This is a genomic window from Bradyrhizobium sp. B117, from assembly GCF_038969555.1.
Lineage (GTDB): Bacteria > Pseudomonadota > Alphaproteobacteria > Rhizobiales > Xanthobacteraceae > Bradyrhizobium.
The window spans coordinates 6,406,245-6,428,916 of sequence record NZ_CP152414.1; the positions used below are offsets into that span (position 1 = coordinate 6,406,245).

Below are 22,672 nucleotides of genomic sequence, written 5' to 3' on the forward strand. Positions count from 1 at the left end.
GCATGAATGCAATGACACTCGTCTCGCCGCTGGATCCCCTAAAGAAGCAAATTCGCGCATTCCTGACCGCCAATTTCTACATCAGCGACGTCGCCGCATTGAAGGACGATGCTTCCCTTCTCGACCAAGGGATCATCGACTCGACAGGGGTGCTCGAGGTCGTTGGATTCATCGAGACGACCTTCGGCATCGCGGTCGACGATAGCGAGATCCTGCCTGAGAACCTCGATACCATACAGGGCATGGCAAGCTACATCGACGGCAAAATCAGCGCCACCGTCGATACGTGAGCAGTCCGGCGATTTGAAGCAAGCGAGCGATCCGGTGGCTCGATAGCAGCTTGACACTCGGGCTCCGTTGGGCCTCGAGCGTACCGCGACGTCGCTGTTCGGAGACGGGTCTCCCACGTCAGTCGGTGGGCCAGGATCAAACGCTCGTTTTCGAAAGAGGTACGCAGCGAACGAATAATCTTCCGGCATATTCGCAGCGCGAGCGCGACGTTTTCATTCAAACGCACGAAGACGCAGGCACTGGTTTGCTCCTAGTTTTTCCTGGCGACGATGCCTCGGTCATTCTGCACAGTATCGAGTACAGGGAGGTGAAGATGAAAGCGGTAGTTCAGTGCGGCGGCAAAGGAACCCGGCTTCGCCCGCATACGTCCATTTTGCCAAAACCTTTGATGCCGATTGGCGCGCGTCCGGTCCTCGAACTCGTTCTCAAATGGCTGAGGCGAAACGGGATCGCCGACGTTTACGTCACGACCGGCTATCTCGGCCATTTGATCCGCAGCGTCTGCGGCGATGGCAACCAGTGGAATATGCGGATTACCTACACGCAAGAGCTCGAACCCCTCGGCACGATCGGTCCATTGTCATTGCTCCGAGAACAACTCGACGAGCCGTTCCTGGTCCTCAACGGCGATGTGCTGACTGACCTGAACTTGAGCCAGCTCATCCACAATCACCGAAAGTCCGACGCCCACATCACCATCGCCACTTCAGTTCGCCACACGAAGATGGACTTCGGCGTGATTGATGAAACGGACGGGCATGTGATCGGGTTTCGCGAGAAGCCGGAGCTGACGAATCTCGTCAGCATGGGGATCTACTGCATGAACCCCGTCGTTCTCGAGCGCATTCCGTCGGGCGTTCCGTTCGGATTCGACGACTTGATGTTCCAGATGCTCGAGGACGAGGCCCGAGTGAACGTCTTCAAGCACACTGGCCTTTGGCTCGACATCGGCCGGGTCGACGACTTCCTGAAAGCCCAGGACATTGCGTGGGACGAGCAGTCCGCGGCATTCGCAATTGCGGCTGCGTGATGTGCGGCATCACCTGCACAAGGAAATAACGGGAAGAGGAACACATGCTGTTGGTATCAGAACCGACCCTTGGACCTGATGAAAAGGAAGCTCTTGTCGCGGCGATCGATAGCGGCTGGATCACCATGGGAGATCGGGTGCGCGAATTCGAGCAAACATTTGCATCCATGCATGGTGCCGACGAAGCAGTTGCGGTCGGTTCGTGCACGGCCGCGCTTCACCTGATCCTGCATGCATTCGGGATCGGTCCGGGCGATGAGGTGCTCGTTCCGTCTCTCACGTTCGTTGCTACCGCCAATGCCGTGCTCTACGTCGGAGCACGGCCCGTGTTCGTCGATATCGAATCCGGAGCAGTCCCCCTGATGTCCGTGGCCGATGCGCAGCGAAAATGCACGTCGCGGACGAAGGCGGTGATCCTGATGCACTTTGCCGGCTATCTCGCCGATCGTGAGGAATGGCAAGCCTTCGCCCGCAGCAAGGGCCTGCTCCTGATCGAGGACGCCGCACATGCGCCCGGCGTGAAGGGCGTCGGCACGTTTGGCGATGCCGCCGCTTTCTCGTTCTACGGCAACAAGAACATGACGACCGCCGAAGGCGGCGCAATCATAACGCGACACCGGATCCTGAACGACATGATCAAGCGAGCCAGGTCGCACGGGATGACCAGCAACACGCGCCAACGTCTCGTCAGCCGCAGCCCCGAATACGATGTGACCATTCTCGGCTTCAACTACCGCATGGACGAATTGCGCGCCGCAGTCGGTCTGGTGCAACTGCGGAAGTTGCAGGGCTGGAACGACACGAGGCGCCGCCTGTCGTTGCATTATCGGCGGCGCCTTGCCGAGCGCTGTCCATCGGTTCTAGTACCATTCAAGGCATCGTGGACATCGGCTCACCATCTGCTCCCGGTCGTGCTTCCTGCGGCCAGCGCGAGGCAGCCGCTGATCGAGCACTTGAGCAAGCACGGCGTTCAGACGACCATTCACTATCCACCCGTGCACCGTTTGACGTTCTATCAGGATCTGTGCCCAGGCATCAGCCTGCCCAACACCGAGGATTTTTGCGGGCGTGAGCTCACTCTGCCGCTCCATCCTGCAATGACCACCGCCGATGTCGATCACGTGGCCGACAGCCTCGCGGATGGACTTCGTGCCAGCTGTCCCGCGGAGGTCGTACAGGCATGAGCGAACTGGCGAATACGGGGTGCGCACGAACAGCGGCTCCGGCACTGCGGTTGCGGCGCCTCGTCGATATCCTCTGTGCCGGAACGGCGATGGTGGTGTTCCTGCCGATCTTCTTGCTTACTGCGCTCGCAATCTGGACCGAAGGCGGGCGTCCGATCTTTTATTCCCAGTTGCGTCTTGGACTGAACGGATTGCCGTTCCGCATGTACAAGTTCAGGAAGTTCAGAGCCGATTGCGACGATCGCGGAAGTCCGCTTACGGCGATGAACGACGACCGCATGACAACGATCGGCAGAGTACTGGCTGCGTTCAAGCTGGACGAGTTTCCGCAGCTCTGGAACATCCTGCGGGGCGACATGTCATTCGTCGGTCCAAGGCCGGAAACGCTGGCATTTGCGGATTGTTTCCGAAACGGATTTGAAAAGATTCTCGAGCACAAGCCAGGCCTTGTCGGACCGTGCCAAATTCTGTTCCGACACGAAAATACGCTATTCCCTCAAGATGGCGATGTAGCTGACTACTATAGGAAGGTCTTGTTTCCCGCCAAGGCGAAGATCGACCTGGCATACTACCCCAATCGAACCATCATGTCCGATCTCTGGTGGGTTGTTCAAACCGCCTGGATCATTGTGGGAGAGCCGCTCCTCAGCTGCATACGAAAAGACCGGCCAGACGGCCGTGGCAGAAAGCCTACCGGATATATCGGTGGCACGCTCGTTTCAAAAGCCGATGGGTGTTCAAATGACGAATGAAAGGCGAACTGCGCTGCTCGTGGGTGGGGCCGGCTATGTGGGCTCAGTGATCACCGGTCATCTCCTTAGGAACGGCTGGCATGTTCGCTGCCTCGATCAGCTCATCTACAGGAACGAGAGCTGTGTCTGGCCTTATCTGAGCTATCCGCAATACGAATTCTTGCACGGCGATATTCGCGATCCGCGTCTCGCCGCCCAGGCCTTGAAGAACGTTGACGATGTCGTTCTGCTCGCCGGCCTCGTCGGCGACCCCATCACGAGCAAGTATCCTGACGAGAGCCACTCTATCAATCGAAACGGCGTCGGGTTCTTCATCGACGCCGTTCAACATCACCCTGTCGATCGGCTCGTCTTTGTGTCCACCTGCTCGAATTATGGCCTTGTGGAGGAGGACACCGCGGTCGACGAGAATTACCCGCTTGCGCCACTTTCCCTTTACGCCAAGCACAAGGTCGAGATGGAGCAGAAGATCCTAGGCCTCAAAGGAAAGGTTGATTTTCATCCAACGGTCCTGCGCTTTGCGACCGCTTTTGGTCTTTCCTCGCGAATGCGGTTCGATCTCACCGTCAACGAATTTGTGCGCGAACTCCATTTGGGGAACGAACTGCTGGTGTTCGACCCAAAGACCTGGCGCCCATACTGTCACGTTCGTGATTTTGCCCGCGCGATCGAACAAGTACTCCGCGCCCCCACCAGCAAAGTTGCTTTCGAAGTCTTCAACGTGGGCTGTGAGGAGAACAACTTCACCAAGCTGATGGTGGTCGAGGAGATCATGAGGCATATCCCGCGATCGAAAGTGACCTATCAGGAACGCGGCGCGGACCCCCGGAATTACCGGGTGAATTTCGACAAGATCCGGCGGGTGTTGAATTTCAGTCCTGAAATCAGCGTCCAGCAAGGCATCAGCGAGATTCTCGCGGCCTTGAGCCAGGGCCTGTTCGACAACGTCGAAGAGCAGAGACACTTCTTCGGGAACTACGAGATCTTCCTTCCCACCGCCCTCGCTGACCTGAAGAGGGCGGTCTAAGAAGGACCGTGGGTCTCCAAATCGCGAAGCAATAAGGGCTGGTTGCATTGGGAGTTCATCCATGAAGTGCAAAAAGCGGAGCAAGTGCTCTGCCGGCCTCCTGCTAGGTCCGTGCGCGGCAATTTTGCTCATCGCGACAAGTGGACAGTCCCTTGCCGCGCCTTACAAGCTCGAACCCGGCGATACCATCGAGATTTCGATCGGCGGCCTCCCGGACCAACGCAGCCGTACACAAATCCAGATGGACGGAACCATTCCCCTTCCGGGAGGGGGATCGGTTGAAGTTGCGGGCCTGACCCCCGCCCAGATGCAGAGCCGCATCGAGACGCTGCTGCAAGCAAGGATACTGCGTCAGCGGCTGACCGACGGACGCGACCAGGCATTCGTGGTCAAGCCGGGCGATGTCATGGCAACCGTAGCGGAATACCGGCCGGTCTACGTTTCCGGCGATGTACTCACACCTGGGCAGCAGGCCTATCGAGCTTCGATGACCGTGCGCCAGGCGGTGGCAGTCGCCGGCGGCTTCAGCCTGCTGCGATCACGCGGTGTGCAACCTGGCGCCGCCGACCCCGCGGATCTCGTGCGGGACTACCAGTCTCTCGCCACCGAATACACCAAGGAATACTTCCACATCGTCCGAACCGTTGCGGAGCTCGACGGCCGCGATACTTTCGATGCGACGCCCCCCACCGACATTTCGCTGCCTGCGAACGTGATCAGTTCGGTCGTTCAAGCCGAGAGCGACTCTCTGAAGACCTCCCAAAACGACTACCGCACGGAACGACGGTTCCTCGAGGACGCCGTCAAGCAAACGGACGCGCAGTTCGCCACCCTTAAGAAACAGCAGGAAGGTGAAGAGAAGGGCGTGCAGGCCGACGAAGAAGAGCTCGAACGGGTCATGAAGGCATTCGGCTCCGGACTGCTGGCCAGCCCTCGCGTCAGCGAGAGCCGGCGCGCTTTGTTGCTGTCCTCGACCCGGCGCCTGCAGACGAGCGTCGAACTCATGCGGCTCCAGCGCCAACGTGAGGACTTCCTGCGGCAGACCGAACGCGTGACCAGTCAGCGCACGATCAACCTGCTCAAGGAGCAGAAAGATTCGAATGTTCGATTGGCGGATCTGCGCGTCAGAATGCAGGCCCTCAGTCAAAAACTGCAACCGATCGGCGGCTCGGGTGCCATCCCGGTCAATGCAGGTGAACTCAATCCTGACGTGGTCGTCGTACGGCGGCAGGGTCAGAAATGGAGCAGGATTCCCGCATCCGTAGATTTTGACGTGGAGCCCGGTGACGTGATCGAAGTCGCATTGCGCCCAGCGGCGAGACTCTCCAATTGACGCGATAGGGGTACCCCTCCTGTACCCCTCATGGGTAAGCTCCACGTGCTCCTTCGGGAGTAGCGCGCGATTAACCCCCGGCTGCACGCGGGAAGCGTAGATCTGCCTCGCTACCCCTTACTTGATCAGGGTTAGGGTGGATGCCCTGCCCCGTCAGTAGCTGTCGGCCTCTCAGGCCGCAGTGGGGTACCCCCCATTCAGCGTTTACACGCTCCGCAGAGTTTGGAATCTCTGCGCCACATTCACTCCATGGCTGGGGGGATAAAAATGTTCAACTTGAGCCAAGCATTGCCAAGGACCATTGCCTTGCAAAGTCATTCATCGGAAGCGATATTCAATCCTACAAATCCCTTACCGTCTGTTCATTCTGGAGCCAACAACCACAAGCAGGATGGCCTGCGCGGGGTGCTGGCGCGGATCGGTTGCGGACAGGTCCTGCTCAGGCGCGGACGAGTCGTCGAACTCAGTCCAGCCGGACGCGCGATATTGGAACGTGAGTCTCGCGCCAATGCGACCCACGAAACGCTCTATGGCGCTGTCAAGGAGCTGGTCAATCGCGCAGGCGCACAATTTCCAGCGGGCTCGACATCCTGGCTGGCGACATCGACCAAGGAAGGGTTCACCGCTCTGATCAACCAGGTCGCAAACGCATGGTCCGACGAGACCATCGCGCTGATCCTGCTGGATCTCGACGCGCACCCGGAGCCTTCGCCACGAACGCTGCAGCGTCTGTTCGGATTCACTGCTGCGGAAACTCAGCTCGCAATCGAGTTGGCGAGAGGCAACAACCTGATCGATATTGCTCGTACGCGACGACTAAGTCGAACGACAGTACGCTCACAGCTTGCTTCCCTGTTCGCGAAAACGCAGACACGCCGGCAGGCCGACCTCATCGCGCTGTTGGGGCGTCTCGCCGTTTTGCCTTAGGCAGCAACGACGCACGGGGCAACCTTCGAATGTCGTGCCGCGGTCGCCCTGGTATTGCGCCCGCGTCACCCCACCTTTGCACGTTCTGCTCGAGCACGGGCCCGGCGCTATCCCTATCGCTCATTCGAACGAATGAAGACAACGCTCAAGCGCCTCCTAAGCTATTCTCGGCCTCCTTTCCGGGACGCAGATGACGTTCATGCAAACTAACACCTTGTCGAGCTTGTGAAGCCGAAAGGAACCAACATGGCGCCGCACTTGCTCTGCGTAGGAGGCGAGGATCACGCTCTGCGAATCCCTTTCCTGCTGGCTCTGCAGAACCGCGGCCTGCGGGTGAGCGCGGCGGGAACAGGTGCAGCAGGTGCATTCGCAGAGAATGGCATCTCCTATCATCAATATCAGTTCGACAGATTTGGCGTGGGTCTTTCCGACAGCGCTTCGATGGGACAGCTGGCGCAGGTCGTGAAGCGCGCCTGTCCCGACGTCATCCAGACGTTTGACACCAAGCCAAACCTGCTCGCACCATTGGCGCTTCGCGGCTCCGTGCCCGTTGTGCGTACGATTAACGGAATGGGATGGGTATTTTCCTCGACAGAACCGAGAGCTCTGGCCTTCCGTCCCTTCTATCTTGCCATGCAACGCCTGGCTGCTTGCTGGACCGCAGCAACGGTATTCCAGAACAAAGCCGACAAGAGCTTCTTCCACCGATACCGTCTTCTTGGAAAAAGCCTGTCAACGGTCATCGGAAGCTCGGGAATCGATACCGCCGCCTTCGAGACGGCTCAGGCGCGGATGGCTTCGCCTGCGGTGCTACGGGCCGAACTCGGGCTGGACGATGCCGAAATCGTGGTTACCGTAAGTCGCCTAACCGTACAGAAGGGCATCGCGACGCTGCTCGAAGCGGCGCAAATCGTTCATCAGGTCCGGCCAAAGGCTCGCTTCCTGCTGGTCGGTCCGCGCGAAAGTGAGGGCCCATTCGCCATAGACCAGGCACTGATTGAACGCCATGCACCCTATGTGGTCGCGACCGGTGCGAGATCCGATATCCCGGCGCTTCTGGGCATCGCCGACCTCTTTGCCTTTCCGACCGAATATCGCGAAGGCATTCCTCGCGTTCTACTGGAAGCAGGGCTGGCCGGCGTACCGATCGTCGCTTCCCGCATGCCTGGGTGCGATGATGTCGTCGTCGAGGACTGGAACGGCCGCCTTGTCCCCCCGCGCGACCCGCGCGCGCTCGCGGCAGCAATTCTCGATCTGCTCCAGGATTCCGCTCATGCCAGGATCATGGGTCGGCGCTCGATCGAGATGGTGCGGCAGGAGTTTGACCTGAACGTCGTGGCCGATCGCTATGCGGAGGTCTACAGCCACCTACTTTCTCTCAGCCGCTCATGTGACGAACGGGTGGCCGCCTACAGCAGCAGTGCAGTACAATGATCGGTAGTGCCCTTCTTGCGCTTGGCCTCGTGCTTGGGACAGCATCGCAGCTGCGCCTGCCCGGCGTCCCCCTGGGGATCGGCGAGGTGTGCCTCGTCCTCTGGCTCGGTCTCGCATCCCTGCATCTCCTGACCATTCCGAAAATCTGCAACGCTACAGCTCTGCTCTGCCTTCTTGCATTCTGGGCCTGTTTTGTCTGTATCCAGAGTTTCGGGGCATTCCTCGCGCTGCTGCGTCCGGAAATCGTCGATCCCGAGCTCGTGCTGCACGACATCTTCGCGTATCTCCTGGTGGCGGCCGTCACCTGCCTGGTTGCGGCGACGATGAAACCCGAAGGCGCTCTACGGCAATCGCTGTGGTTCCTGATCGGGTTCTGGATGATCGCGATGGCCGCCCAATTTGCGTTGGGCTGGAACTACCTCAGCATCTCTTCGGTCAATCCATGGTATTGGGATCGGTTTCGTGGATGGTCGGAGAATCCAAACCAGCTTGCAATCTACTGTGCGGTTTTCACGCCGCTGTCGCTCCACATGGCTCTCACAGCCAAGCGATTTGGCCGCCTCGTCGCAGTACTGAGCTGCATCGCAACGTTCGTCGTAGGCCGGCTGACGAAGAGCGACACCTTCCTCATCTCGATGTCGCTCTCGATTCCCCTCTTGCTTGCGCTGCGCCTGCGAAGCTGGCTCACGTCACCTGAACATCGCCGGAGCCTGCGTTTTGCAGCCGCAACGCTCGTCATGGTGGCCATGGTTCCCCTTTCACTCTCACTGCTGCCCTACGCAGCGGCGACGGCGAATGATGTCGAGGGGTTGGCGGCCGGCATGATGAAGGATCGCGGCGGCGAAGGAACGAAGGCGACCGCCAATCTGCGGCTGAGCCTTTGGCAGGACGCTTTGCATGCCGGACTGGAGTCCGGATCGCTCGGCCTTGGGCCTGGACCGCACCTGGAGAAACCAACTGGCATCACGGACAAGGGTGTCGCACTCCCGGTGGAAGCTCACAGCACGATCCTGGACGTCTTCACCCAGGCCGGGCTGCCTGGCGTCATCGTCATCTTCAGCTTGCTCGCGGGCACGCTTGCCGTCCTGCTCCGCGCGCGCCTTGACGCTTTGTCCGTGCTCATCTTTGCGCTTGCCGTCTTCAGCATCAGCCATTTCATCCTGCGTCATCCGACCGTGTGGTTTGCCGTCACTCTTGGCCTCATCCTGGGCTTCGATCGGCGATCATGGGCGCATGCGCGCACTAAAGGTTAAGCCATGTGCGGGATAACCGGGATACTTCAGACGCAACATGCTGCTCGATCCGCGGATCTGACGGCGATCGGAACGATGACAGCTCGTCTACGTCACCGCGGTCCCGATGCGGACGGATTCTGGAGCGACCGGGATGCCGGGATTGCGTTCGGACATCGGAGGCTCGCCATCATCGATCTTTCCGATGCTGGCCGGCAACCGATGCTTTCGGGCAGCGGCCGCTTCGTCATTACATTCAACGGCGAGATCTACAACTACAAGTCATTGCGCGGAGAGCTTGAGCGCGAAGGCAAACAGTTCGTCGGCAATAGCGATACGGAGGTGTTGCTGGGACTGATCGAGAGATGGGGTCTCGAGAAGGCTCTCCAGCGCAGCAATGGCATGTTTGCGCTCGCCGTGTGGGACCGCCGGACCCGCATTCTCCATCTGGCGCGCGATCGAATGGGAAAGAAGCCGCTCTATATCGCGCGGACGCCGCATGCGCTGGTGTTCGCGTCGGAGCTCAAGGCCATTGCTGCATTTCCCGACTTTCATCAAGAGATCGACTCAGGAGCCGTCGCCGAGTTTCTCACCCGCGGCTGGTTGCCGGAAGACCAGTGTATTTGGCGGGGCGTCTTCAAACTGCCTCCCGGAACCATCCTTTCCGTCCGCGCAGCGGATCTCGCGGTCTCGCGCGACGCGGCAGCGCTACGAGAGAACGCGCGCTCCTGGTGGTCCTTGAGCGATGTCGCTCGCGCCGGTCGCGGAATGCTGGCGCCGGCGGACGACCGACAGCTGGTCTCGCAGGCTTCCCAGCTACTGGAGGCCGCAGTCGCCGACCGAATGGTTGCGGACGTGCCGGTCGGGTTGTTCCTATCGGGCGGAATAGACAGCTCCACCGTCGTGGCTCTGATGCAGGCCCAATCCAGTCGGCCGGTGCGAACGTATACGATCGGTTTCGGCGAGCGCGCCTTTGACGAGACGGACAACGCCGCGGCCGTGGCACGGCATCTCGGCACCAGCCATACCGAGCTACGCGTCACGCCCGCCGAAGCCAGAGCGGTTATTCCCGAGCTTCCAACGGTCTGGGACGAGCCGTTTGCCGATGAGTCGCAGATCCCGACGCTGCTTCTGTCACGGCTCGCACGGCGGGAAGTCACCGTTGCGCTTTCGGGCGACGGAGGCGACGAGTGCTTCGCCGGCTATTCCAGGCACGTTCTGTGCGCCCGCCTTGCGCCTCTGCTGAACTCCAGCCAGCCAATAAGGACGATGGCCGCATCAGGCGTGGCGCTGCTCGGACGCGGCATGCGCGAAAGCGTCGTGGAAGCCCTCCATCTTCCAGGTTGGTTGCAGCGGATGACGCACAGCGACCGGATCAATCGCCTGGCAAACCTCATTGGCAGCGAGGACGTCGCCGGCATGTACCGCAGGTCGACACAGCTCACCGAGCTGCAGTTGACACAGGCTCATCCGGGTGGAGATTCTGACTCGATTCCGCCGCTCGACGATCTTCTGTCCGAGTTTATCGTTCGGGACATGCTCGGATATCTTCCGAGCGATATTCTCGTGAAGCTCGATCGTGCCAGCATGGCGACGAGCCTGGAGGCGCGCTGCCCCCTTCTCGACCATCGCGTTGTCGAGTTCAGCTGGTCGCTGCCGAACTCCGCGAAGGTGCGTCATGGCCAAGGGAAATGGCTCTTGCGCCAAGTTCTTGGCCGCTATCTGCCCCAGCATCTGTTCGAGCGACCGAAACAGGGCTTTGACGTACCCATCGGTGCCTGGCTGAAGGGACCGCTTCGTTCATGGGCGTCGGACCTCCTGTCGGAGTCGCGTCTTCGCAACCAGCATCTGCTGGACGCCGCGCGCGTGCAGGACTGCTGGCTTCAACATCTTAGCGGCCGCCGGGATTTTTCGCGCGCGCTGTGGGCTGTCCTCATGCTGCAATCTTGGCTCGACACGCTGGTTGCCTGCGAGACGTCCCCACTGGCGGGCGCGATGGAACCGGCGCAGTAAAGGAGTACGCGATGGAAGCGTTCGCAGGTAAACGAATTCTGCCGGTCACCGTTCTGTCGCAGGACCGATCGAGAGCCGACGAGGCTCGTCCCGATGACACAATCGCCGCATTCAAGCATGTCTTCGAAAGCATCAGGCAGTACAAGCGATTCATTCTCGGAATGATCGGCGTAGGCGCGCTGCTCGCCGTTGTCGGCAGTCTGTTGATGTCCCCGTCCTATGTCGCGATGGCGCAGCTGGTCGTGAGCACCCGAGGCCCCGGGGTCGCCGAGATTACCGGCGCGCCTGGCCCCACGCCTACAGGCGGGTCGGAAGATCCGACCATCGACACCCATGTGACCGTTATGTCGTCCGATGCCTATCTGCGACGCCTCCTACCAGCGCTGAGGATGCTCGATGCGCCCGCGCAGGGCAACGCTCCGGATTCGTTACTCCGCACCGCATGGTCGAAAACGAGAGAACTCCTCTCGTTCCGCAAGGATCAACCAAGCGATGGCGCGGCGGTGGCAGCATTGAAAGGGCGATTGAAGGTAAGTCAGGAGCGACGGTCCAGAGTTATCAGTGTCATCGCCACCGCCCCCAATCCGCAGCGAGCCGCCGACATCGCGAACCTGGTCGCGCAGTCCTACGCCGACGAGCTGATCCGGCAGAGACGGTCGGCAGAGGAGCAGGCCCTGAACGGCCTCGCTACACAATCCGCAGCCGTTCAGCACGACCTGTCGGTGGCAAACGCGGAATTGGATCGCTCACGTCAGACTCAGACCTCGTCAGAACAGAGTGCCGCGTTGGAGTGGAAAATCACCACACTGGCGCAGCAGTATGAAACACTGATACGGAAGCGGCAGGACCTCACCACGAAGGGCGTCGTCGCCGACCCCGACGTGACCGTCATCGCGGATGCCTCTCCACCGGATTTCCCCAGTTCGTTGAATCCTTTCCTCCTCGTTCCTCCAATCACGATCGTTTTCGCTCTCGTGGCCTGCTTCGCCGCGGTGATCTTGAAGCGCCTCGATCGAACCCTGCACACGGAGGCAGAAGCCGCAGAGGCATTGGGTATCCCGTGCCTTGGGTTGGTACCATCGATTCCGCCAGAGTTAAGCACCTCGCCACGGCGGTTCGTGGCGGAATCCGCTATCTCGTACAACAAGGCCGTCCGCTCCACCGTGGTATCTCTGATGGCCGCGGATCCGGTCGCGCCACCGCAGCGGCATGTCGTCCTTGTGACATCCAGCTTGCATGGTGAAGGCAAGAGCGCCATCGCGTGGAGCTTTGGATTTTGCTCCGCGCAACTGGGACAGCGCGTGCTGTTCATGGATTTCGCTCAAGCGCCGCCCCGGCGTGCGGCCGGCGACACTCCAGATATTTTGAAGCTGCTGGCGAACGACGGCGCGGCAGCCAAGGCCGTCCAGCACATCCCTGAGCTCGGTATCGATTATATGTCGTCACGATTGTCCGAGGGCAACCACCTTGGGCCGCTGGCAGGGCCCAAGCTCGCGACGTTGTTCGAGCATTTCAGAAAGACCTATGATCTGATCGTCATCAACGCTCCTTCTTTGGACGAGGCGCCTGAAGTGCGACTGCTCGCTTATTGGGCGGATCATGTCTTGCTCGCAGTCCGGGCCGGAAGCACGAGCCGCGACGTCGTGCGGAGCACGTTGAATCGGTTCACGCGAACATCGGATCTCGAGCCCGGCCTCAAGCTCTGGTGCGTCCTGACGCACGGAGGATCGACCGAGCTCGCGTCGCCGGATGTGGAACGGCCATCGTTCTCGGGCTTCGAGCTGTCCTACCGCAGTCTCAAAGCAGTGGCAGCACGGTGGATGAATATTGCAGCGCTCGTCCATGCTCCCGGAACCGCCAAACCCGGTTGGAGGCAGCGGAAATGATCAACAGTCGGCTGGCCGTGTGCTGACCGCTCGGCCCGCTGGACGGCAACAATCCCATCGGCCTAGCAGGCCGCTCGGCGTGCGTACCGGACTTTGAATCAGATGCCGCTGGGGCCCGGCAAAAATCAGCACTCAACCGCATCCTTCATTCGAAGTATGCGAGCCCAGGCCGGACTAACGTACGTTGGACAGGAAATAGAACGGGTCCTGTGATGCAGCTTCAGACAACTGGCAGTACATGTCCGTCTGGTGGGTCATGCGACACCGTCGAGACGACCCCGTCCTCGTTCCCACAGCCATCTGCTGCGGCGCTGCGCTGGCTCAGGCCCGTGGAGGTACCGCTCGACCTGCATGGCCCGGTGGATCGATCGTTCGTCCCCTTGGGAGCCGGCTTCGCCTGCGTCTCCGCTATCGATCACCTCATTGCGGTGACCGCGAAGTTCGCCAACAAGGTCGCGATCAGCGACGGCAATCATACCTTCACGTACTCACAGCTGCTGTCCCGGGTATTGACCTTGGCCGAGGCGATCGAGGCGCTGACCCCTGAGGGGGAGGCCGTCGGATGGCTATTGCGCAGCTCGGCCTGGCAGCCAATTGTCATGCTTGCCTGCATGGCAGTCGGTCGAACCCTCATCCCGCTCAATCCGCGCGATCCGGTCCAGCGGCTCATGGGTATCGCCACGAGCGCACGGATTTCTGTACTGATCGGACATGGCAGCGGCGCTTCCGCCGACTGGATCGAGCAATGCGGCCTGCTCTGGCTTGACGTTGCAAGCGCCTGCGAAGCTCCGGCAGCAACCGCGCCGAACGCGCGCGTCTCGGTCGATGCGCCTTCGGTAGTGCTCTATACCTCCGGCAGCACTGGAACGCCGAAGGGCGTCGTGAACAGCCAACGCAATTTGCTCCAGCGCGTTCAGCAGTACGTGGATGCATGTCACACAAGCTCCGCTGATGTCTTCATGCCTCTGAGCGGCCCCACCACGATCGCCGGCTGCCGAGAAATGCTGTCGGCAGTATTGACGGGAGCAACACTTCACGTCGTCGACGTCGAGGCGCTCGGCTTGCGCGGCGTACTTCGTCAGATCGCCGCTCAACAGGTCACGATTACCTATGTCGTACCAGCCTTGGTTCGTGCACTGATCAACGCCAGCCGGCAAGGCGATTTCGATTCGCTTCGCATTCTTCGCATCGGCGGGGAGAAGGTGTTATGGACGGACATTGAGCTCGTCCGAAGAGCGGTGAAGCCCAGCTGCTTCATTCAAGTCAGCTATTTGTCGACGGAAACCACCGGCACACAGTGGTTTCTTCCCAGGGAATGGCCAGAGGATGGCGTCAGCGTCCCGGTCGGCTATCTTCTTCCCGGCATATCCTATGCTGTGGTCGACGAAAGTGGAAAATCGGTCCAGTGCGGCGAGGTCGGCGAACTCGTCATCAAGAGCAAGTACGTCATGCTGGGATACTGGGAAGGCGGGCAACTTTCGCCGGCGTTGCCTGCCCCGGATGACCCAAAGGCTCGCATTTACCGGACCGGCGACCTCGTGGTCGTGGATACCCACGGACTGGTGCGCATCGTCGGACGGAAGGGACGCCAGCTCAAGATCAATGGTCAGCGCGTCGAGCCCGCCGAGCTCGAGAGTGCGCTGCGCAAGCTTACCTATGTGAAGGACGCTGTCGCCGTCGTGACGGACGCGAACGAGCTGGTTCTATTCGCGTCGCCGGCCAAACCGCCCAGGCCGCAGTTCCAGGCCGACATTCGCGACACGATCCGGCAGGCTGTTCCCGCGGCCCTGCATCCCACCAGACTGCACGAGATACAAGAGATTCCCCGTCTTCCCGGAGGAAAGATCGACCACGCCAGGCTGAAGCTGCTCGATGCGGAGAGCAAAAAGACCTCGTCCATGCCTTTGCCGACCACGCAGAGAATGGCCGAGGCAAACAAGGTCGTGCAACAGGTGTGGAGCAGTATCCTCGGTGCACAGGAAGCTGCCGGCCGCTGGGACGAGGCCGGCGGAGATTCCCTGAAGCTCCTGCGCTGTGTCATGGATCTCGAAGAGCTGATCGGTCGTGAACTCAGCATGGAAGCATTCACGGTGGATATGACCGCTGACGACATGGTCCAAGCCGTCGCCGCCGTCGACCAACCAGCGCCGCAGCGTCTTGACCACCCGATTCTGCCAGGTCTTGTCATACTGCCTGGCTCCATGGGATACGGCCCGAGTATGGCCGCCTTCGGCGCTCAGCTGAGCAAGGTGGCGCGCGTCATCCCCATTCGCTATCCAGACCTGAGCTGGAGCCTCGCTGGCGGCGATTCTGTCCAAGAGATGGCCGCACTGGCTGTCGAACAAATCAATGCCGTCCAACCGCGTGGCGACGTTCGAATGATCGGCTATTCCCTGGGCGGCGGCGTCGCCTTCGAAGTTGCGGCGCGATTGATCGAACAGGGTCGTGCAATCAAGTTTCTGGGCATCCTCGACACCAATGTGGGCCCGCGCAGGGCAAATCACCGGGAAGCCTTGTCGCGCACGATGCAACGGATCCGATCCCACCGGGTGACCATCTACCGCATGCTTTGCCGCTCAGTGGCGAAGTTGGCCGCTCGAATGGGTCAAGAGGTTCGATTCTGCAGGCTCGTCGACGCCATTACGTGGTCTCGCCTGGCAAGCACCCGTTTCATGCTCAAGCTCGAACTCGAGGAACTCCTCCGGATGCGGGCATTCGGGCGCTGGGTTTCGGATACCAAAGCTCGTCTGCCCATCAAGGGAACGGTCTTCGCCTGCCATCGACCGGGAGTGACACCGCGCCTCGGATGGGACGCCCTGTTCGAAGAGCTGGATGTGATTCCGATCGCCGGCGGACATCTTGACCTGGTGGTCGAGCCACATCTCTCTGTCAACCGACCTGTCATCGAGCGCGCGATCGCGGCGTCCAGCTCTTGATGCGAGGTGCTTTCCAACGACCGGTCCTGTAAGACAGGACCGTACAGACCGATCGTGCCATCAGGGCCGCAAGTAGCTCCAACCTTGCTCCTGAAGCTCCATCAGGCGGACCACCCCGGACTTGGTGACCTTGGCTTGTGAAACAAGGGGAATGTCTTTGCCTTCGCTCTTCGTCATGTTCTCGCGCGTATTTCCACATGCCGAAAACGTCAGTCCGGGGGTGGTTTCGCTCATCGCTGCAACACGCCCTTTGACGGGGGACGTGTCATCGCGCAGCATGTGCAGTCCCGGTCCGTACGCGACCACTTCTATTTCGACTTTCTGATTGAGATCGCTGTAGTGCTGAGCCACGTTGCTGACATTGTTGAGAGCAAGGTTCATCACCGCCGGATCGTTGACGTCGACATGGATGACAAGTCGATGCGGACGCTGCGTCCGTAGCGTCGCATTCGAGATCTTGGCATTTGCGTTCCTGACCGAAACGCTGGGATTCTTGGTGGAGAACGGTGATTGCGCAGAACCGTGGGTTTCCATGCCGCTTGCGAGGATCAATCCGAAAGCCGCGACGCCGGCAAGAATGGCAAATGACCTGCTCATATTTTGCCTCCCGCGCGTGTAATGAGCTATGCACCTCGCAAACTATTTAAGCAGGGTCGACGGGGTCAAGACGCTTCGAGCAACCGTCCGTTCTGATCTACTTAATACCCATCGTCGCTCCTTCTACTCCGTTCTGGCTACCACGACTGCGATATCGACAGTGCGTTGGTGAACGCGGTGTCATGAACGCCAAACCATGATCCCTACCAAGCATTTGGGCTATCACGATGGGGGCGCACAGATTCGATTTGTCGACAAGAAGAGCTACCGCGATGATTGCTGCGCGCTGGTCTCGGTGCCAGCAACTTCCATTCCGCGGATGCGGATTGTTCGACCTCTCTTACCGCCCGCGCGGTCGCGCAAGAGCCCGTACGTCCATCGTGATCCCAGTCATCTGCCTTGTGCCGCTGCTGGTTGGAACGACTGCCGCTGCATCCTGGAACAAAGAAGAGGGTCACGCTCACCTCGTCGCAGCAGCGGCATTCAATCAATCGAGCGGCACGGGCGAACGAAAGCCACTCAACGAGGTCGAACGAACGCGGATCCTCGCTCAACGCGTGGACAAAACGCAATCTGCACCGCCGCAACCCGCTCCAAGGCCCGCAGCAGCCGCGCCACAAGGAACGATAACGGCAAAGGAGCAGCAACGCCCCCCTGCCGAGACCCCTGCGCACGATACGACGTCTTTACCGGCGGACCGTGGCGCAGCTCAGCCCGCGTCAGAAGCAGAGCGGGTCAACCAGCAGTTACTGCTGGATCAGGAGCGCCAGCGAAGGGAACAGCTTGCCCGCGAACTGGCTTCCGTCCGAGCGGAGCTAGACGCGGCGCGCCAGATCCAGACGCACACCGCCCGCGCCATCGAGATTGGAATCCAGCAAACGCAGGCGCTCGAACAGGAACGGGAAAAGGCGAGCAATTTATCGCGCGAACTCTCCTTTCTGAGGGCGGAGCTGGATGTCGCGCGGGTTGCGGCTTCGAAGGCGATGCAGGCGTCCGAAGTCGAGCTCAAGCAGGAATGTCCACTCGACCGACGGAACGGAGCCAAGCGTTTTTCGCTTCAGCTTGCCTCGCTTCGCTCGGAGCTCGACGGCGCACGGAACGCAGTATCCGAGGCCACGAATTCTGCCGCGACGGAGGCTGAACGGAGGCAGGCTCTGGAGCGAGAACTGAAGCAGGAACAGGATAAGACCGAGGCCCTCATCAACGAACTCGGCGCTCTCCGGACTTCGGCCTCCGAGACCGTCAAGATCAATGCTGCAGATTCCGCCGAAAAGCAGGCGCTGAGACGCGAGCTCGAGAAGCAGCGAGACAGGGCGGATAGCACGGTCCGCCAGCTGGACTCTTCTCAGGCCGAACTCCGTGCAGCGCAATCTGCGGCCTCAGAACTGACGGCCCACCGCGCCGCCGACGTCGAACAGCAACGGGTGCTGGAGCGTGATCTCGAGCAGCAGCGAAGCCGTGCTGACGCACTCGCGCGCGAGACGACATCGCTGAGGAATGAGCGCGACGCGGCGCGTGCTGAAGTGTCAGATGCGGCGCGCGCCGCCGAGGCTGTCGCAAAAGCGCAGGTCAAGCGTGAGAAGGAGCAAGCGAGCAGTGGCAAGCCGCCGCCTCCGACGTCTGCATCCGTCGGGGATCAGTTGGCCGCGTGGAGCGCATTCGCCGCTGTGATCGCCCCCTCGCGTAGCGACCAGAGCCGCGCCCCCACCCAAAGCGTCATCCAGTCCCCTGCTCCGCCTTCGCCCAAGCCTCCAACCCCGGCCGCAACGCCGCCGAACGTGCAGCTCACAACGGGCTCTGTCCCGTCCGGCGCGACGGAGCGAGCGGCCGCCGCGAGCGCAGCAGCGCGACCGCTTGCCAACGAGGAGAGACTACTCGCCCGTGCCAGCGCATTGCTCCGGCAAGCGGACATCAACGGCGCCCGCGGATTGCTCGAATACATCCTGGGGCATGGCAGCGCACAGGCTGCCTTCATGCTGGCCGAAACCTACGATCCTCACATGCTGCAATCCTGGGACGCCCGCGGCGTCGCCGGCGATTCGGCAAAGGCGCGCGAACTGTATGAACGAGCCCGGGCTGGCGGCATTCAGGACGCGGACGGACGGATCAAGGGACTCAGATAGCTGCCGAGTGGGCCTTAGGAAGGCAGCCCAAAGAGGAGAGCGATTCATGTTTTTGACCAAGCTCGCATTCACGGCAGCTATGGCGATGCTCGTCTTGCAGCCGGTCGCCAATGCCCAATCTCGCCCGCCACGCGATCCGCCGCCGGCACCGACCGCGCCACGAACCGCGGACGCGCTCGCGAAGGAACGCATCAACGCGTGGACGGTCGGGCTCGCCGGAGGACTTGTCGAAGGCGCGCCGCTTCGGCTCGCCGCGGAGATCGCCCGCGTCGTCAACGAAGAGGACAAGCTGCACGTCATTCCGATCGTCACGACGGGTGCGACCGAGAACGTCAATTCGCTGCTCTATCTCAGGGGCGTCGATGCGGCAATCATCAACACCGATGCGCTTGACGAGTACAAGGCACAGGTTCCGGGGATCGAACGGCGGATCGCTTATGTTCTCAACCTCTTCCCTGCCGAGCTGCACGTCTTCGTGCGTCCAGAGATCAAGTCGCTCGATGACCTCAAGGGAAAGAAGGTCAACTTCAATACTCAGGGTACGGCGGCCGCCTACTCTGGTCCTCTGATCTTCAGCCGGCTGGGATTGAATGTCGAAAAATTGTTCATTCCCCATCAGGTCGCATTGCAGCAGATGAAGAGCGGTGAAATTGCAGCGGTCGTCTTCATCACATCAAAGCCAGTCGACGCATTCCTAAAAGGTCGTTGGGACGACGGCTTCAAGTTCTTGCCGATCGAATATGACGTCCGATTTGAAGATTACTATCTTCCGTCGTTCCTCGATGCAAAGGATTATCCAAACCTGGTTCCGAACGGCACGCGGATTGCGACCATCGCCGTTCCTACAATTCTCGCCGCCTACAACTGGCAACCACAGACCGATCGCTATCGGCGGATGGCGCGCTTCGTGGATCACCTCTTCGGAAGGCTCGACCGGCTGCAATCCGCCGGCTTCGACTCGAAATGGAAGGACGTGAATCTCCGCGCGGGTGTCCCCACCTTGACCCGATTTGGCCCGGCGCAGGAGTGGCTCGATCATTCACCCAGCGCGACCGTTGGATTATCGCGATGAAGCGACTCTGTACCCTCGCAGCCTCCGTGCTCGTGGGTATGGTGCATCTAGACTGCGCGTCGGCCGACGATGCGACAGATCGCTTGAAGGCATGCGCGCAATTTCAGGGCATGGAGCACATGACGTGCGTCGACCAGCGGATCGGGGCGACCTCACCCGAGCGATTGGTCCAAGTGGCTCCTCAAAGTCCGAACTGGATTGTGAGCGAAACCACATCGCCGGTCGACTACAAGCCACAGATCGCCGCGCGAACGACCGCACGGTCCGGCTCGAAGGATGCACCCTCCTCGCTCGCTATCCATTGTCACGCCAATCGGACCGCGCTGTTGCTCTCCGCAGCGAGTCCCTGGACCCAAACTCCCTCGTCCGAGATCAGGGTCGTATTCCAGATCAATGATCAACCGTCTGTAGACCAACGATGGAAGGTCGCCGATGGCGGACGAAGTCTGGTCTTCCCTGGCGATGCCGCCCGCCTCATAGGCACCATGCCGGCGGCCGGTCGACTTCTGGTCAGGGTGTACACTGGAACGCCTCCCGTCTCCGAGAACGAGTTTGAGCTGGTGGGTCTGGACGCAGTCCGCCGGCGATTTGCAGAAGTCTGCACCCGGCCAGCGAGCTGAGCCGGACTGAACGATTGGCAGGAATGCGTCACACAGGGGTCTGACGGCAATGGCTGAAACAATCAATGTCGGCGAAGCCTACGGGCGTGGATCCACCCTGTTCATGGGAATCGAACTGCTGGTCGCTCCCGGCGCTTTGGTGCCGCGGCCGGAGACCGAGTTGCTTGCCAGAACCGCGATTGACGCTCTACGCCAAAAACACCTACCCACGCCGCGGGTCGTCGATATGTGCTGCGGCGCCGGCAATCTGGCATGCGCGATCGCGCTCAACATTCCCGGCACTCGCGTCTGGGCCAGCGACCTGACCGACGGGTGTGTCGAGCTCGCACGGCGCAATATTGCCCGCCACGGCCTCGAGTCACGCATGGCCGTGCTTCAGGGCGACCTGTTCGGAGCCCTATCGGCTCTGCCGCTGGAGCGGAGAATCGATATGATCGTCTGCAACCCGCCCTACATCTCGGAATCCAGGCTTAAGGGCGACCGCGCTTCCCTGCTCATAGACGAGCCGCGCGAAGCATTCGCTGCCGGGCCGTACGGACTGAGCATCCATATGCGCGTTGCCAAAGATGCACCTCGCTACCTGCGGCAGGGAGGACTGCTGCTGTTCGAGGTCGGCCGCGGCCAGGATCGCCAGGTGGCAACCCTGCTCGAACGCAACGAGGCTTACGGGAATGTCCGCGTGGTTATGGACGAGACCGGCACCGGTCGCGTCGTGATGGCGCACGCAAATTGATGCCGGCCTCGCCCACGTCGTTCCCGAACGATGGCCGGCTTCACAGTGTCCAGCGACCCGCGCGGGTCGGCGAGCGAAAGCCGACGAGTTGTCAGCTTTCCCTCATGCCGCGCCGGATCGCGTCCGTGATCGGTTGGGTCAGATACGCAAGGATTGTGCGTTCGCCGGTTGCGATCAGAACGTCAGCCATCATGCCAGGCTTGAGCTTTTCACGGACCGCCTCGGGAAACTGAGTGACCTGAACCGACACCTTCACCTCGTAATACGGTTGATGCGTGGCATCGTCGCGAGTGGCGTCGGCCGCGATCGAAAGCACCTCCCCGAGAGCGATCGGTGTCGTGCGCGCTTTGAACGACGGTAGCCGCACCTCGGTCGGTAGGCCAAGCTGGACGTGGTTGATGTCGAGCGCCGACACCTTCGCAGCCACCACGAGCACATCGTTGTCCGGCACGATCTCCATCAACACCTCGCCTGCCTTGATCACGGCACCGATCGTGTGAACCTTGAGGTTCACGATCCGCCCCGATCGCGGTGCGCGCACCTCCATCCGGGCCAGCACATCGACGGCGACGCGCAGCTTCTCGCGCGCGTCAGCAAGCTGGGCACGGGTGTCGGCGAGCTTGCCGGTTGCTTCTTCCAGCACCTTCTGCCCGACCTGATCGATCTGCAGCCGCGATTCGTCGATGATGCGACCGTAGCGAGCGATGTCCGCCTCATATGCGCCGATCTTGCCCTCGAGCTCGGCTTTGGTGCGCTCCAGCGTGGCGACGCGCGCGAACGGCACGATGCCCTGGTCAGCGAGCGGCTTGAGCTTGGTGTATTCCTGGCTCACGCTGTCGAATTGCGCGTGCGCGCCCTTGTTTTGCGCGGTGTTTCCCTGGATCTGCCGCTGCGCCTGCGCGATTCGCTCCTCGAGAATCGAGATCTCGATCTTTCGCGCCGCGCGACGTTCATCGAAGCGCCGCTTCTGGTCCCCCATTGCGCGCACCGCGCTCGGATCTGAGGTCTTCTGGAGCAGCTCGGCCGGAAACGTGATGCCATCCTTTCCTTCGGCTTCCGCCTGCAGGCGTGCCTCCTCGGCGACCGCCGAGTACACCGCCGAGCGGGCGATCTCCTCCTTGGCCCGCTCCTGCGTGGGATCAAGACGCAACAGGACCTGACCTTCCGCGACATGCGCATCGCCTGTCACCAGCAGATCCCGGACAATTCCACCCTCGAGATGCTGCACGACCTTGCGGTCGCTCTCGACAACGACGGAGCCGGTCGCCACCACGGCGCCGTCGATCGATGCGAGGGCGGTCCAGCCACCGAATACGCCAAAGGTGAGGAAGACGACCAGAAAGCCCCGCCGTGCGGGTGTCTTCCAATCGCCCGGCTGCCCCTCATTGCCGCCCAGTGAGGACCATTGGGACCACAGGACCGGAAGTTTTGTCTTTGCAAGATGGATCAGCGACTTTGTCATCGCTTCCGCCTTCGTAAGGA

The 22,672-nt window shown here is 60.9% G+C and carries 18 protein-coding genes; 15 read left to right on the forward strand and 3 right to left on the reverse strand.

Annotated elements, in window-relative coordinates:
- Nucleotides 1–11 precede the first annotated feature (11 nt).
- The 8 genes from AAFG16_RS31295 (at nucleotide 12) to AAFG16_RS31330 (ending at nucleotide 7,978) form a co-directional block, all read left to right on the forward strand.
- Nucleotides 12–290, forward strand: a complete 279-nt coding sequence (locus tag AAFG16_RS31295) for an acyl carrier protein (RefSeq protein WP_283080326.1) — start codon at nucleotides 12–14, stop codon at nucleotides 288–290.
- Between the two features lie 314 nt (nucleotides 291–604).
- Nucleotides 605–1,321: a sugar phosphate nucleotidyltransferase gene (locus AAFG16_RS31300; RefSeq protein WP_283087013.1), complete on the forward strand. Its 717-nt coding sequence runs from the start codon at nucleotides 605–607 to the stop codon at nucleotides 1,319–1,321.
- Between the two features lie 44 nt (nucleotides 1,322–1,365).
- A complete protein-coding gene (locus tag AAFG16_RS31305; protein ID WP_342731479.1) occupies nucleotides 1,366–2,505 on the forward strand; it encodes a DegT/DnrJ/EryC1/StrS family aminotransferase in 1,140 nt (379 codons plus the stop codon).
- Nucleotides 2,502–3,257: a sugar transferase gene (locus tag AAFG16_RS31310; RefSeq protein ID WP_342731481.1), complete on the forward strand. Its 756-nt coding sequence runs from the start codon at nucleotides 2,502–2,504 to the stop codon at nucleotides 3,255–3,257. Before AAFG16_RS31305 ends, AAFG16_RS31310 begins: the two co-directional genes overlap by 4 nt.
- On the forward strand, nucleotides 3,211–4,284 hold the full coding sequence (locus tag AAFG16_RS31315) for an NAD(P)-dependent oxidoreductase (RefSeq protein WP_283080329.1): 1,074 nt from the start codon (nucleotides 3,211–3,213) through the stop codon (nucleotides 4,282–4,284). The genes AAFG16_RS31310 and AAFG16_RS31315 overlap by 47 nt, the downstream gene beginning before the upstream one ends.
- Before the next feature lie 61 nt (nucleotides 4,285–4,345).
- Entirely contained in the window at nucleotides 4,346–5,617 is a 1,272-nt protein-coding gene (locus AAFG16_RS31320; RefSeq protein ID WP_283080330.1) for a polysaccharide biosynthesis/export family protein, read from the forward strand.
- 267 nt (nucleotides 5,618–5,884) lie between these two features.
- Nucleotides 5,885–6,544, forward strand: coding sequence for a helix-turn-helix transcriptional regulator (locus tag AAFG16_RS31325; protein ID WP_283080331.1), 660 nt, complete (start codon nucleotides 5,885–5,887; stop codon nucleotides 6,542–6,544).
- 246 nt (nucleotides 6,545–6,790) lie between these two features.
- Complete coding sequence (locus AAFG16_RS31330; protein WP_342731485.1) at nucleotides 6,791–7,978, forward strand: glycosyltransferase; 1,188 nt, start codon at nucleotides 6,791–6,793, stop codon at nucleotides 7,976–7,978.
- Here AAFG16_RS31330 and AAFG16_RS31335 read toward each other — a convergent pair.
- Nucleotides 7,954–8,247 (reverse strand): hypothetical protein, encoded by a 294-nt coding sequence (locus tag AAFG16_RS31335; RefSeq protein ID WP_342731487.1) that lies wholly within the window; start codon nucleotides 8,245–8,247, stop codon nucleotides 7,954–7,956. The two genes, AAFG16_RS31330 and AAFG16_RS31335, sit on opposite strands and share 25 nt — an antisense overlap.
- Here AAFG16_RS31335 and AAFG16_RS31340 point away from each other — a divergent pair.
- The 4 genes from AAFG16_RS31340 (at nucleotide 8,239) to AAFG16_RS31355 (ending at nucleotide 16,045) form a co-directional block, all read left to right on the forward strand.
- Nucleotides 8,239–9,231 carry an O-antigen ligase family protein gene (locus AAFG16_RS31340; protein ID WP_342731489.1) on the forward strand — a complete coding sequence of 331 codons (993 nt, stop codon included), beginning with the start codon at nucleotides 8,239–8,241 and terminating at the stop codon, nucleotides 9,229–9,231. The genes AAFG16_RS31335 and AAFG16_RS31340 overlap by 9 nt on opposite strands.
- Nucleotides 9,232–9,234: 3 nt before the next feature.
- Nucleotides 9,235–11,223, forward strand: coding sequence for an asparagine synthase (glutamine-hydrolyzing) (gene asnB, locus AAFG16_RS31345; RefSeq protein ID WP_342731491.1), 1,989 nt, complete (start codon nucleotides 9,235–9,237; stop codon nucleotides 11,221–11,223).
- Nucleotides 11,224–11,234: 11 nt separating this feature from the next.
- A complete protein-coding gene (locus AAFG16_RS31350; protein ID WP_342731493.1) occupies nucleotides 11,235–13,109 on the forward strand; it encodes a hypothetical protein in 1,875 nt (624 codons plus the stop codon).
- A gap of 329 nt (nucleotides 13,110–13,438) precedes the next feature.
- Nucleotides 13,439–16,045 carry an AMP-binding protein gene (locus AAFG16_RS31355; RefSeq protein ID WP_342731495.1) on the forward strand — a complete coding sequence of 869 codons (2,607 nt, stop codon included), beginning with the start codon at nucleotides 13,439–13,441 and terminating at the stop codon, nucleotides 16,043–16,045.
- A gap of 60 nt (nucleotides 16,046–16,105) precedes the next feature.
- Here AAFG16_RS31355 and AAFG16_RS31360 read toward each other — a convergent pair whose 3' ends face one another.
- Nucleotides 16,106–16,642 (reverse strand): DsrE family protein, encoded by a 537-nt coding sequence (locus tag AAFG16_RS31360; RefSeq protein ID WP_283080337.1) that lies wholly within the window; start codon nucleotides 16,640–16,642, stop codon nucleotides 16,106–16,108.
- Nucleotides 16,643–16,968: 326 nt separating this feature from the next.
- Here AAFG16_RS31360 and AAFG16_RS31365 point away from each other — a divergent pair, with 326 nt between their 5' ends.
- The 3 genes from AAFG16_RS31365 (at nucleotide 16,969) to AAFG16_RS31375 (ending at nucleotide 21,190) form a co-directional block, all read left to right on the forward strand.
- The gene (locus AAFG16_RS31365; protein ID WP_342731498.1) at nucleotides 16,969–18,765 is read left to right on the forward strand and encodes a hypothetical protein; all 1,797 of its coding nucleotides are present in this window, start codon (nucleotides 16,969–16,971) and stop codon (nucleotides 18,763–18,765) included.
- A gap of 85 nt (nucleotides 18,766–18,850) precedes the next feature.
- Nucleotides 18,851–19,837 carry a TAXI family TRAP transporter solute-binding subunit gene (locus AAFG16_RS31370; protein WP_342741002.1) on the forward strand — a complete coding sequence of 329 codons (987 nt, stop codon included), beginning with the start codon at nucleotides 18,851–18,853 and terminating at the stop codon, nucleotides 19,835–19,837.
- A gap of 669 nt (nucleotides 19,838–20,506) precedes the next feature.
- Nucleotides 20,507–21,190: a HemK/PrmC family methyltransferase gene (locus AAFG16_RS31375; RefSeq protein WP_283080339.1), complete on the forward strand. Its 684-nt coding sequence runs from the start codon at nucleotides 20,507–20,509 to the stop codon at nucleotides 21,188–21,190.
- 91 nt (nucleotides 21,191–21,281) lie between these two features.
- On the opposite strand, the gene AAFG16_RS31380 is transcribed toward AAFG16_RS31375, so the two are convergent.
- Nucleotides 21,282–22,652, reverse strand: coding sequence for an HlyD family type I secretion periplasmic adaptor subunit (locus tag AAFG16_RS31380; RefSeq protein ID WP_342731501.1), 1,371 nt, complete (start codon nucleotides 22,650–22,652; stop codon nucleotides 21,282–21,284).
- Between the last annotated feature and the right edge of the window lie 20 nt (nucleotides 22,653–22,672).

Excerpts from the sequence above, each read along its gene's own strand:
- asnB (WP_342731491.1), top strand. The coding sequence starts at position 9,235 with ATGTGCGGGATAACCGGGATACTTCAGACGCAACATGCTGCTCGATCC.
- AAFG16_RS31330 (WP_342731485.1), top strand. The coding sequence starts at position 6,791 with ATGGCGCCGCACTTGCTCTGCGTAGGAGGCGAGGATCACGCTCTGCGA.
- AAFG16_RS31325 (WP_283080331.1), top strand. The coding sequence starts at position 5,885 with ATGTTCAACTTGAGCCAAGCATTGCCAAGGACCATTGCCTTGCAAAGT.
- AAFG16_RS31360 (WP_283080337.1), bottom strand. The coding sequence starts at position 16,642 with ATGAGCAGGTCATTTGCCATTCTTGCCGGCGTCGCGGCTTTCGGATTG.
- AAFG16_RS31370 (WP_342741002.1), top strand. The coding sequence starts at position 18,851 with ATGCTCGTCTTGCAGCCGGTCGCCAATGCCCAATCTCGCCCGCCACGC.
- AAFG16_RS31375 (WP_283080339.1), top strand. The coding sequence starts at position 20,507 with ATGGCTGAAACAATCAATGTCGGCGAAGCCTACGGGCGTGGATCCACC.
- AAFG16_RS31305 (WP_342731479.1), top strand. The coding sequence starts at position 1,366 with ATGCTGTTGGTATCAGAACCGACCCTTGGACCTGATGAAAAGGAAGCT.
- AAFG16_RS31310 (WP_342731481.1), top strand. The coding sequence starts at position 2,502 with ATGAGCGAACTGGCGAATACGGGGTGCGCACGAACAGCGGCTCCGGCA.
- AAFG16_RS31320 (WP_283080330.1), top strand. The coding sequence starts at position 4,346 with ATGAAGTGCAAAAAGCGGAGCAAGTGCTCTGCCGGCCTCCTGCTAGGT.
- AAFG16_RS31380 (WP_342731501.1), bottom strand. The coding sequence starts at position 22,652 with ATGACAAAGTCGCTGATCCATCTTGCAAAGACAAAACTTCCGGTCCTG.
- AAFG16_RS31350 (WP_342731493.1), top strand. The coding sequence starts at position 11,235 with ATGGAAGCGTTCGCAGGTAAACGAATTCTGCCGGTCACCGTTCTGTCG.
- AAFG16_RS31295 (WP_283080326.1), top strand. The coding sequence starts at position 12 with ATGACACTCGTCTCGCCGCTGGATCCCCTAAAGAAGCAAATTCGCGCA.
- AAFG16_RS31300 (WP_283087013.1), top strand. The coding sequence starts at position 605 with ATGAAAGCGGTAGTTCAGTGCGGCGGCAAAGGAACCCGGCTTCGCCCG.